The 11621-nt window shown below is 65.9% G+C and carries 11 protein-coding genes; all 11 read right to left on the minus strand.

The features are described 5' to 3' along the window. Positions 1-8: 8 nt before the first annotated feature. On the minus strand, positions 9-257 hold the full coding sequence (locus tag PLZ73_11785) for a KH domain-containing protein (protein HOO78553.1): 249 nt from the start codon (positions 255-257) through the stop codon (positions 9-11). 59 nt (positions 258-316) lie between these two features. Then, complete coding sequence (gene rpsP, locus PLZ73_11790; GenBank protein HOO78554.1) at positions 317-571, minus strand: 30S ribosomal protein S16; 255 nt, start codon at positions 569-571, stop codon at positions 317-319. Next, positions 559-1881, minus strand: coding sequence for a signal recognition particle protein (gene ffh, locus PLZ73_11795; protein HOO78555.1), 1323 nt, complete (start codon positions 1879-1881; stop codon positions 559-561). Before ffh ends, rpsP begins: the two co-directional genes overlap by 13 nt. A gap of 108 nt (positions 1882-1989) precedes the next feature. Beyond that, positions 1990-3255, minus strand: coding sequence for a UDP-N-acetylglucosamine 1-carboxyvinyltransferase (gene murA / locus PLZ73_11800; protein HOO78556.1), 1266 nt, complete (start codon positions 3253-3255; stop codon positions 1990-1992). Between the two features lie 90 nt (positions 3256-3345). Continuing rightward, positions 3346-4194, minus strand: coding sequence for a peptide chain release factor N(5)-glutamine methyltransferase (gene prmC / locus PLZ73_11805; protein ID HOO78557.1), 849 nt, complete (start codon positions 4192-4194; stop codon positions 3346-3348). A 32-nt stretch (positions 4195-4226) separates the two neighbouring features. After that, the gene (prfA, locus tag PLZ73_11810; GenBank protein HOO78558.1) at positions 4227-5369 is read right to left on the minus strand and encodes a peptide chain release factor 1; all 1143 of its coding nucleotides are present in this window, start codon (positions 5367-5369) and stop codon (positions 4227-4229) included. A 45-nt stretch (positions 5370-5414) separates the two neighbouring features. Beyond that, positions 5415-5615 (minus strand): 50S ribosomal protein L31, encoded by a 201-nt coding sequence (gene rpmE / locus PLZ73_11815; protein HOO78559.1) that lies wholly within the window; start codon positions 5613-5615, stop codon positions 5415-5417. A gap of 83 nt (positions 5616-5698) precedes the next feature. Then, positions 5699-7288 carry a transcription termination factor Rho gene (rho, locus tag PLZ73_11820; protein ID HOO78560.1) on the minus strand — a complete coding sequence of 530 codons (1590 nt, stop codon included), beginning with the start codon at positions 7286-7288 and terminating at the stop codon, positions 5699-5701. Positions 7289-7290: 2 nt separating this feature from the next. Further along, the gene (gene coaE / locus PLZ73_11825) at positions 7291-7890 is read right to left on the minus strand and encodes a dephospho-CoA kinase (GenBank protein ID HOO78561.1); all 600 of its coding nucleotides are present in this window, start codon (positions 7888-7890) and stop codon (positions 7291-7293) included. A gap of 5 nt (positions 7891-7895) precedes the next feature. Beyond that, positions 7896-10601, minus strand: coding sequence for a DNA polymerase I (gene polA, locus PLZ73_11830; GenBank protein HOO78562.1), 2706 nt, complete (start codon positions 10599-10601; stop codon positions 7896-7898). A 94-nt stretch (positions 10602-10695) separates the two neighbouring features. Beyond that, positions 10696-11621: PhoU domain-containing protein (locus PLZ73_11835; GenBank protein HOO78563.1), on the minus strand; the 926-nt coding region annotated here is incomplete at its 5' end.

An 11621-nucleotide genomic window follows, 5' to 3' on the forward strand; every position in this document is an offset into this window, starting at 1 on the left:
CGGCCGGATCAGACGGCCGGAGTGTCGCTGTCGAGCACTTCCAGCGAGGCCCGGATGTTGCGCTTGGCCGCCATGGCGTTGAGGAGGGTGCGGATGGCGTTGATGGTTCGGCCGTTTTTCCCGATCACGCGCCCGATGTCCTCATGGCGGACCCGCAGTTCGAAAACCACGGTGCTCTCTCCGTCCACCTTGGTGACTTGGACGTTCTCGGGGGCGTCCACGATCGCCTTGGCGATGTATTCTATCAGTTCCTTCATCGTGACCTCCTGTTCCGGGGCATCTCCCGGTTTTCGGGTGTGTTGAGGTGATGCCGGGCTCAGGCCGTGGCCTGGGTAACCTTCAAACGTTTGATGATATCCTTGACCGTCTTGCTCGGCTGGGCCCCCCGGGCCAGCCAGTAGCGGGCTCGCTCGGAATCGATCGTGGTCCGGTCCTGGCCGTGGACGGGGTCGTAACTTCCCAGGATCTCGATAAACTTCCCGTCCCGGGGGCTCCGGTTGTCCGCGACCACGATCCGGTAGGCCGGCTGGTTGCGCCCCCCCACTCTTCTCAACCGTATCACAACTGCCAATTGGCACCTCCCATTTGCGTGTTCATGCGTTTTCCGTTCATTTTTCCGATCTTCGTCATCATCTTCCTGCTGGCGGCGAACTTTTTCAGAAGCTGGTTGACCTCGCGGACCGAAGTCCCGCTTCCCCGGGCGATCCGTTCCCGGCGGCTGCCATTGAGAATCTCCGGGCGGCGGCGCTCCCCGGGGGTCATCGAATCCAGAATGGCTCCCATCCGCCGCAGGCGCTCGTCCCCCCCTTCGACCTTGGGCATTCCCGCCGGAAGCATCCCTTCCAGCGCCCGCCACGACCCCAGTTTTTTAAATCGGAACAGCTGCCGTCTGAAATCCTCCAAATCGAAGTCCGCCTTCCTCAGTTTTTTTTCCAGGCGGCGGGATTCTTCGTCGTCGAACAGTTCCTGGGCCCGGTTCACCAGCCCCACCACATCACCCATTCCCAGTATCCGGGAGGCCATCCCCCCGGGATCGAAGGGGGCCAGATCCTCCATGCCCTCCCCCACGCCCGCGAATTTGACGGGTTTTCCCGTAACCGCCAGCATGGAGATGGCGGCGCCCCCGCGGGCGTCGCCGTCCAGCTTGGTCAGAATCGACCCCTCGATACCGATGCGGCGGTCGAACTCCCCGGCGGCGTTGACGGCGTCCTGCCCGGTCATGGCGTCCAGGACCAGCAGGGTCTGGCAAGGGCGCACGCGCCGCTTGAGTTCGTCCAGTTCTTCCATCAGCTCCGAGTCGATATGCAACCGCCCGGAGGTGTCAAGGATCACCATATCCAACCCTTTAATCCGCGCATACTCTATAGCATCGAGGGCGTTTTTCAAAGGAGAAACTCCCTCTCCGGAAGCGACTTCCACCCCGGCCCGTTCCCCCAGGATCCTCAGCTGGTCGACCGCCGCCGGACGCGTCAGATCGGCGGCCGCCAACAGCGGGCGGCGCCCCTGCTTGTACAGGCGCAGGGCCAGTTTGGCGGCGGTGGTGGTCTTTCCCGAGCCCTGAAGCCCGATCAGCATCACCACCGCCGGCGAGCCGGAAAGGGCCAGGGCGGAGTCGGAGGAAGTCATGATCTCCACCAGCCGCTCGTGGACGCACTTGACGAACTGCTGTCCCGGCTTGATGCTGGAGAGAACTTCGCGGCCCAGGGAATCTTCCCGGACCTCGTCCACCAGCCGTTTGACCACCCGATAGTTGACGTCCGCCTCCAGCAGCGCCAGCCGAACCGCGCGCAGGGAGTCGGAGATGTTCTTCTCGCTCAAACGGCCGACGCCCCGAACCGAGCGGAAGATATCCTGAAACTTGCTGGAAATGCTCTCGAACATACGGAACGCCATCCCTGAGGGGAAGGAGGCTACCGCCGAACCGGGGACCTGGCAACCGGTTTTTCGGAGAAGAGCGACGGGAACGCGGGCCGTTCCAGGCTCCCTCGGTCAATCCGGGCGGCGGCTGATCTCCGCGCCCAGGCTCCGGAGTTTTCCGACCATGTCGGCATACCCTCGGTCCAGGTGATAGACCCGGCGGATAACGGTCTCCCCGCGGGCGGCGAGGGCCGCCAGGACCAGAGCCGCCGACGCCCGGAGATCGGAGGCCATGACCGGGGCCCCGGAAAGCCGCTCCACCCCCCGGACCACCGCCGTCGGGCCCTCGACGGTGACGGCGGCGCCCATGCGGTTGAGTTCGGGAACGTGCATGAAGCGTTCCGGGAAGACGGTCTCGGTGACGGTGGCGGTCCCTTCGGCCAGGGCCAGGAGCACCATGATCTGGGCCTGCATGTCGGTGGGAAACCCGGGAAAGGGGTGGGTGACGACGTCGACCGGCTTCAGCCCCGAGGCCCGGGTCACCCTGATCCCGTCCGGAAGCGTTTCCCACGAAACTCCCATCTTTTCCAGGACTTCGAGAAGGGACCGCAGCTGTTCGGCCCGGGCGTCGCGAACCGTTACCTCGCCCCCGGCCAAGGCGCCCGCCACCAGGTAGGTGCCGGCTTCGATCCGGTCGGGGATAACCCGGTAATGGGCGGGGACGAGGCCGTCCACCCCTTGTATCCTGATTTCGGGAGTGCCGGCGCCGCTGATGACCGCTCCCATGGCCGAGAGAAAACCGGCGGTATCGGACACCTCCGGCTCCATGGCGGCGTTGGAGATCACCGTCTCCCCCCGGGAACGGACCGCGGCCAGCATCAGGTTGAGAGTCGCCCCCACGCTCGATCCGTGGCGCCCCTCGAGCAGGACTTCCCCTCCCGGCAGCGGACCGGAGGCTTCGATGTAGCCGCGGTCGACCCCGATCCTGGCTCCGAGGGCGGCCAAGCCCCGGATATGCAGATCGACCGGGCGGGGACCGATCACGCACCCACCCGGAAGCGATACCCGGGCGCGGCCGAGCCGTCCCAGCAACGCCCCCAGGACCAGGATCGAGGCTCTCATTTTCCTGACCTGGTCGTAGGGAGCGACGTGGGAACCGATCCGGGAAGCGTCGAGTTCGAGCACCCCGTCGCCGACGAAGCCGCCCTCGACCCCCAATCCCCGCAGGATCCCGAGCATCGCCTCCACGTCCCGGAGACGGGGCACGTTTTCGATCACGGAACGGCCGGGGGCGAGCAGGGCGGCGGCCATGATGGGCAATACCGCGTTTTTCGCTCCTCCCGCCCCGACTTCCCCCCTCAGCGTTCTCCCTCCGACGACTTCTATCCTCTCGAGCACGGCGCCGTCTCCCTTCCGGTTTCCGTCAACGGTTACGATAATGAAGGAACGGACCGGAGATGACAAGACGCGCTTCGACGCGCGCCGCGCTCACCCCCGGCGCCGGGCCCGCACCACCCGGTCCCGGCCGGCCAGATCCGGCACGACCGACACTTCCGCCATCTCCGGAAGAGACCGGAATAGATCGGCGGCGGCTGGGCCCTGCCCGGACCCGATCTCGATCAGGCAGCACCCGCCCGGAGCCAGATATCCGCAGACCCCGGCGGCCAGGCGGCGGATGACCGCCAAACCGTCACCGCCGCCCCGCAGGGCCAGGGCCGGCTCGTATTCCCGTATCTCGGGAGCCAGTTGGCCCCATTCGTCGTCGGCTACGTAGGGGGGGTTGGAAAGGACGAGGTCGAAACCGTGCCCCGCGTACTCCGTCCAGGGGGCGAACAGGTCCCCGCAGCGGATCTCGACCCGGTCCTCCAATCCCAGGAGCCCGGCGTTCTGGCGGGCCAGGGCCACCGCCCCGGGATCGAGATCGGAGGCGAAGACGCGCCCGGAAGAAGCGGCGGCCAGGGCCAGGGCCACCGCCCCGCCGCCGCAGCCGACGTCGAGGGCGGTGAAGGCGCGGTCTCCCCCCGCATTCAGCCCCTCTTCGACCAGGAGCTCGGTCTCGGGGCGGGGGACGAGCGCCCGGCCGTCGACCTTGAGCACGATTTCATGGAACCCCCATTCCCCCAACAGATACGCCAGGGGGCAGCGGGCCGCCCGCGCCGAAACCAACCGGGCGAATTCCCGGGCCTGAGCCGCGGTCGGGAGCCGGTCGGAGCCCACGCCCAGGAGCCAGGGGTCCCGGCCCGTGACCGCGCCCAGAAGCAGGCGGGCGTCGCGCGCGGGGTCCTCGACTCCGGCGGCGGCGAGCACGCTCCCGGCCGCGGCCAGAACCTCCCGCACCGTAGCGGGGCCCGAACCTGAAGAGGTCGGTATCAAGGCCGTCCGGAAGCCGGTCCGGTCAGCCGCCGGAGACGGTCGGCGGCGGCGGAGCGCTCCACCAGCTCGTCGAGGTCCCCGTCGAGAACCTCCTCCAACCGGTAGGTGGAAAAGTTGATCCGATGGTCGGTCACCCGGTTCTGAGGGTAGTTGTAGGTCCTGATCTTTTCGCTGCGGTCGCCGGTCTTGATCTGTTCCTTGCGGGCGGCGGCCTGTTCCGCTTCCCGTTCGGCGCGCATCTTTTCGTACAACCGCGCCCGCAGGACCTTGAGGGCGCTGGCCTTGTTCTTGTGCTGGGATTTCTCGTCCTGACAGGAGACGACGATGCCGGTGGGGACATGGGTGATCCGGACGGCGGAGTCGGTCGTATTCACGCTCTGGCCGCCGGGACCCGATGACCGGTAGACGTCGACGCGGATATCGGCGGGATCGATCCTGACCTCGACTTCTTCGGCCTCCGGGAGGACGGCCACGGTCGCGGCCGAGGTGTGGATGCGCCCCTGGGATTCGGTCTCGGGAACCCGTTGAACCCGATGGACGCCGCTTTCGTACCGGAAGACCCCGAAAGCCCGGGGACCCGTGATCTGGAAAACGACTTCCTTCACCCCGCCCCCGGCGGCGGGGTGGGTGTCGAGCGCCCGGTGGCAAAGCCCCTTCCGTTCCGCGTAGCGGGCGTACATCCGGTAGAGATCGGCGGCGAAAAGCGCGGCTTCCTCGCCGCCCGTCCCCGCCCGGATCTCGACGATGATATCCCGTTCCGCCTGCTCGTCGGCGGGGAGAAGAAGCTCCTCGAATTCGGCGCCCCAGGAGGCCGCGGCCGCCTCCAGGCGGGGGATTTCGGCCGAAACCATTTCCAGGAACTCGGGATCGTCGGCGCCTTCCTCCAGGATCGCCCGGCTGTCGGCCAGGTCCCGGCGGGCCTTGGCGTGCTCCCGTTCCGCTTCCAGGAGCTTTTCCAACCGGGAAAGCTCCCGGCCCAGGTCCCGGCAGGAATTCTGGTTGCGGACGACGGCGGGGTCGGAGAGCAGCTTTCGGACTTCCTCCAGGCGTTCCCGGGCCTCGCGGAGGCGGCGTTCGGCCGCGGCCAGGAAATCTCCCCCTTCTTCGGCGCGGGCTCGGCTGGCGTCAAGCGGCGTCATGGGGCGGATGCAAGGAATGACAGCGCCGGCGGCTGAGAGCGTCGGTCAGCGCAGCCCGTACTTTTTCTTGAATTTTTCGACCCGGCCTTCGGTATCGACGTAACGCTGTTTGCCGGTGAAAAACGGATGGCACTGCGAACATACCCCGACCTTGATGTTGGGCTTGGTCGAACGGGTATGGATGGTGTTGCCGCAGGCGCAGACGATCGTCGTTTCTTCGTATTCCGGGTGTATCCCTTTTTTCATCCCGTACCTCTCCCTGGTTCTCGTATCCATGCCGGGGCAGAAGTCTATCCCCCGGAGGCGTTTTTGCAAGAGTTTTCCGCCGCTCAGGTTTTGAGCGACATCAGGAATTCGGCGTTGGTCCCGGTTTTTTTCAGTTTCTCGATGAGAAGCTCCATGGCCTCGGTGGGAGTCTTCATTCCGCTCAAGGCCTTGCGCAGAATCCAGACCCGCTTGAGTTCGTCGGGGTGAAGGAGCAGTTCCTCCTTCCTCGTCCCCGACTTTTCGAGGTTGATGGCGGGGAAGATCCGGCGGTCCGAGAGGCGCCGGTCCAGGTTCAGCTCCATGTTCCCGGTGCCCTTGAACTCCTCGAAGATGACATCGTCCATCTTCGATCCGGTCTCGATCAGAGCCGTGGCCAGGATGGTGAGGCTCCCCCCGCCCTCGAGGTTGCGGGCGGCGCCGAAGAACTTCTTGGGCTTGGTCAGGGCGGTCGCTTCCAAACCGCCCGAAAGAACCTTGCCGCTGTGGGGTTGCAGCGTGTTGTAGGCCCGGGCGAGACGGGTGATGCTGTCCAGGAGGATCACCACGTCGTGGCCGTGTTCCACCAGCCGCTTGGCCTTGTCGATGACGATTTCAGCCACCCGGACATGCCGGTCCGGGGTTTCGTCGAAGGTGGAGCTGACCACCTCCGCCGCCTTGACGCTCCGTTCGAAGTCCGTCACTTCCTCCGGGCGCTCGTCGATGAGGAGAACGATCATCTTGACCTCGGGGTTGTTGGCCAAGATGGAGTTGGCGAGACTCTTGAGGAGCATGGTCTTCCCGGTCCGGGGAGCGGCCACGATCAAACCGCGCTGGCCCTTCCCCACGGGAGTGAGGATATCCATGACCCGCATGGAGATGTCGCTCCCGTCGCCCTCGAGGTTGAACCGTTCGTCCGGGTAGAGCGGGGTGAGGTTGTCGAAAGCGGTCTTGTTCTTGGATATTTCCGGCGCCTCGTAGTTGATCGCTTCCACCCGCAGGAGGGCGAAGTACCGCTCGCGCTCCCGGGGCTGACGGATCTGCCCGGAGACGGTATCGCCGTTGCGCAGATCGAACTTGCGGATCTGGGATGGGGAAACGTAGATATCCTCGGAGCAGGCCATGTAGTTGTAGAGGGGAGAGCGCAGGAAGCCGTAACCGTCGGGGAGAATTTCCAGGACGCCTTCGCCGAACATCAAGCCGTTCTGCTCGGCCTGGGTTCGCAGGATTTCGAAGATCATCTGGGGCTTCTTCAGCCCCCGGGTGGTGATTCCGAACGTCCTGGCCATGGCCATCAGATCGGGCACCGTCATCTGCTGCAGTTGGACGATGTCCATCCCCCCGTCCTGGGGGTGGTCGGAATGCCGGGGACGGCCGCGGCGGGCGGAGCGGCGGGGGGCGGCGTCGGCGGGTTCGGATTCCCCCGGAGGCGGTGCCGGCTCGGAGCCGGGACGGGAACGGCCGCGGCGCGGGCGGCGGCCGGCCGGGCGGCCGCCGCCGCGGGAAGACCCGGACGGCGCCTCTTCGTTTCCGGGCTGGGGCTCTTCCGGATAGGCGCCGTCGTCCTCGGGCGCGAATTCCCCGGAATCGCCGTTGTCGTCGTCGATGGGGGGAACGGCCTCGTCGGCGGGCGCCTCGAACCGTTCCTCCCGCTCGGGTCTGATTTCCTCGTTCATCCTCAACCTCCTTGGGTTATCTCTCTGAAAATAGCTTGTACCTGCCGGACGGTTTCCTCGCGGGTCCCCCCGTTGTCGACCACGTACCGCGCCCGGGCGGCCTTGGCCGACGGGTCGAGCTGGTTCCGGCGCCGGGCCTCGATCTCGCGGAGACTCAACCCCCGGGAACTCCCGACTCGCTCGGCGGCGGCGGCGTCCGGGGCGGTCACCGCCACCACGCAATCGAAAAGGTCCTGCGCCCCGGCTTCGTAAAGCAGGGGAACCTCTCCCACCCTCACCTCCGGCCCCGACGCCAGCTCCCGTTCCATGATCGAGAGCACCCGGGGATGGAGGATGCGGTTGAGTTTTTCCAGTTCGCCCTCCCGTCCGAAGACCTTTTCGGCCAGGGCGCGCCGGTCGATCTCCCCCCCTTCACCGACGATGCCGGGGCCGAACTCCCTCGCCACCGCCGCGTATTCGGCGGTTCCCGGGCGCAGCAGCCGGCGGGCGACGGCATCGGCGTCGACCACCTTGGCCCCCAGGCTCCCGAAGATCGCGGCCACCGTGCTTTTGCCCACACCGAAACCGCCGGTTATGCCCACTCTGACCGCGCGTTCGCTCATCGGACTCAACCCTCGACCCGGTAGGCCGCCATCTCCCCCCATGTCGACCCCGTCTTGAAATCGACCAGGATCGGCACCCTCAGGGAGACCACCTTTTCCATGCAGTCCCGGATCACCCGGGCGGCGGCGACGGTTTCGCTCCGGGGGCATTCCAGGAGCAGTTCGTCGTGAATCTGCAGGAGCATTTTCCAGGCGGCGCCGTCGTCGCGGATGCGCCGGAAAAGTTCCACCATCGCCTTCTTGATGATGTCCGCGGCCGAACCCTGGATGGGAGCGTTCATCGCCGCCCGCTCGCCGAACGCCCGTTCCATCGGGCGCTGGCTCTTCAATTCGGGAAGGTAGCGGCGACGGTGGAAGATGGTGGAGACGTAGCCCGATCGGCAGGCCTCGGCGATGACCCGGTCGTAGTAGCTCTTGACTCCGGGGTAACGCTCGAAATAGGCGCGGATGAAGTCCTCGGCCTCCCCGCGGGATATGCCCAGCTCCCGCGAGAGCCGGGAAGCGCCCATGCCGTAGATAATGCCGAAATTCACGGTCTTGGCCCGGCGGCGTTCGTCGGGGCTGACCCGGCCGATGGGAACTCCGAAGATGAGGGAAGCGGTGAAGGCGTGAATATCCAACCCCTGTTCGAAGGCCTCGATCATTCTGGATTCGTCGGAGAGGTGGGCGAGGAGGCGAAGTTCGATCTGGGAATAGTCGGCGGCAACCAAGGTCCAGTCCGCCGCCCGGGCACGGAAAGCTTCGCGGATCCGGCGGCCCTCCTCGCTGCGCACCGGGATATTCTGCAGGTTGGGGTTGGAGCTGGAAATCCTGCCCGTGGCCGTGACCGCCTGGTGAAAGGTGGTGTGCACCCGGCCGTCGGCGGCGATCAGCGCGGGGAGAGCGTCGACGTAGGTCGATTTCAACTTGAAGTATTGGCGGTATTCCAGGAGCAGGCGCGGCAGTTCGTGATCTTCCGCCAGTTTTTCCAGAACCCCGACGTCGGTGGAATAGCCGGTTTTGGTTTTCTTGGCGGGCGCCAGCCCCAGCTTATCGAAAAGAACGCGCCGAAGCTGGACGGGACTGTTGAGGTTGAAGGTCTCCCCGGCCAGGTCGTACATGCGGGCGGAGAGTTCGTCGAGCTTCTCGCCGAATTCTACCGAGAGCAGTTTCAAGCGGGCCCGGTCGACGGCGACCCCGGTATCCTCCATGGCGGCCAGAACCCGGCTCACCGGCAGCTCCAGGTCGAGGAGCAGGCTCAGGAGCTTCTTCTCCTCCAGTTCCGGCAAGAGTTCCGCCCGCAGGCGCTCCACGGCCCGCGCCTGGCGGCCGAGAAAGCCGGAGGAGCCCGGATCCCCCGAGTCCAGTTTCCAGTCGAGATATTCCCAGCACAGGGTCTCCAGCGAATGCTCGGGCCGGGCGGGGCGCAGGAGGTAGGAAGCGAGCAGGGTATCGAACTGGAGCGGCCCCGGTGCGATCCCCTCGCTTTCCAGGAGATGGACCGCGGCCTTGCCGTCGTGCACGGACCGGCGCAAGCCGGGCGCGGTGAAGAGCGGGGCCAGCGCTTCCAGCTTCCGGGAGCGGAAGGCGTCGGCGTTCAATTCCACCACCGCGACCCGGTCGCCGGCGGCGAAAGCCAGCGCCGAGACCCCGCCTTCGGGCCGGGCGCGGCAGGAAAACGAAAACGTACCTCCCTCGGCCAGCTCAGCGGCCAAAGCGGCGACAGCCCGGGGCGACTCGACTTCTTCCCAGACGCATTCCTCGGCCGCGCCCGTATCCAGCTTGCGGGCCAGCCCCTTGAGTTCCAGGCGCCGGTAGAGCGGCCCCAGTACTTCGGGGTCGGGCTCTTTCCGGACCAGATCGCCGATCTCCACGGAGAGGGGGACGTCGTCCTTCAGTCCTACCAGAACCCGGGCGCGGCGCGCCTGGTCGGCGTACCGCAGCAGGTTTTCCCGGAGAACGTTCCCGGAAACCTCTTCGGCATGGGCCAGAACTCCTTCCAGGTCCCCGTACTCCTCGAGCAGGGCCGCCGCCGTCTTCTTCCCCACCTTGGGAATCCCGGGAATATTGTCGGAGGCATCCCCGGTCAAAGCCAGGAAGTCGGCCAGGCGCTCGGGGCGGACGCCGTAACGTTCCCGTACTCCCTCGGGGTCGTAGGGTTCCTCTTCCCGATGAGGCGAGGCCACGCACACCCCCTCCCCCACCAGCTGCAGCAGATCCTTATCCGCGGAAAGAACGACCGTCTCCAGCCCCGATTCGCGGGCCCGGCGAACCAGGGTGGCGATGATGTCGTCGGCCTCGTACCCCGCGACCTCGAGCCAGGGAATCCTCAAACCCCGCACCACGTCTTTGATCAGGGGAATCTGTTCCCGCAGCTCCGGCGGCATGGGCTTGCGGGTAGCCTTGTATTCGGGGTACGCCCGGTGACGGAAGTTTTTCCCCCCGGCGTCTCCGGCGATGGCCAGGTAGTCGGGGCGGTGGTCCTCAAGGCCCTTGGCCAGCATGCTCGCGAACCCCTGGACGGCGTTGGTCGGGATCCCGGTGGAGGTGGAGAGCGGGGGAATGGCGTGGAAAGCCCGGTAGGCCTGGGAAAGGGCGTCGACTATCAGCAGTTTCTTCATCTTGTGCGCGGGATACGACGGTTGGAGGCCGCGGCGCGGGAAGGCGCCGAAGGCCGCTGCGCTGTTGGAAGCCTCGTCTTCCTGATGGAAAATCCTACGGGGAATACGCACGCGGGCGCCCTCCCCGGCATCGGGTCGGACCGCCCTTACGCTGGGGGCACGTTACCAGCCGGACTCCGAGGCGTCAACAGCAAATTGGAAACGGCTACACCTGCCCGAGAACGGCGTAGGCGATGTTGGTGGCCCCGGAGTTGACCCGGCGCAGACCGGCCAGCAGCCCCATGTGCAGCGTACTGGTCTCCACCGATTCGCTCATGCCCTTGCGCAGCCGCTCGAAATGCTCCTTGGTGTATTCTTTCTCCATCCTGACCATGGCCGGCTTGGTCTGGGCGATCTGCTCGGCCAACGCCCGGTCGTTCTCCTTGAAGGCGGCGGTCGCCTCTCTCAGGTTATGAGCCACTTTGCCGGCGTATTCCTGGAGCTGTTCCCAGCCTTCGGGCGAGAAGAAAAGGTTGCGGGCGATGAAGGTGTGGGCCAGGGGTAAGATGTCCTGGCTGATCACCCGGCCCAGCTGCAGATACTCGTTGGAGATGTTGATGAGCATGACGGCGGTCTGGTTGACGTCGGGCCCGAGTTGTTCCCCGCCGATCTCCGCCAGGTAGGGGCGGATCGCCGATTCCAGGATTTCGATCTTCTGGAAATCGGCGCAGAGCCCGTCGACGAAATTCTGGTCCTTGCGCCGGAAGGCTTCGATGACGTTGTCGGACATGTTGACGGCGATATCGGCCAGGCGCTCGATCTCTTTCTTGGTCTGGGCCAGGGCCAGGGCGGGGGTCCGGGTGAGGTCGGAAGCCAGGTAGAGCGGGCCGAACACCGCTTCCTTCTCCTTGCGGTCGGGGAGGATCTTCATGATCAGGATCCCGAAAAATTGGGTGAAGGGCAGAAAGAGCAGGGCCATGGCCACGTTGAAGATGGTGTGGGCATTGGCGATCTGGCGGTTGATGGAACCGCCGATGGAGGCGACGGCGGAAGCCAGGGGGGTGAGGAGAAACATGAAGATGATAACCCCGCAGATCTTGAACATGGTGTGGGCCAGGGCCACCCGCTTGGCGTTGCGTGAAGTTCCGAACG

It is taken from the genome of bacterium (assembly GCA_035380285.1).
GTDB lineage: Bacteria > Auribacterota > Erginobacteria > Erginobacterales > DAOSXE01 > DAOSXE01.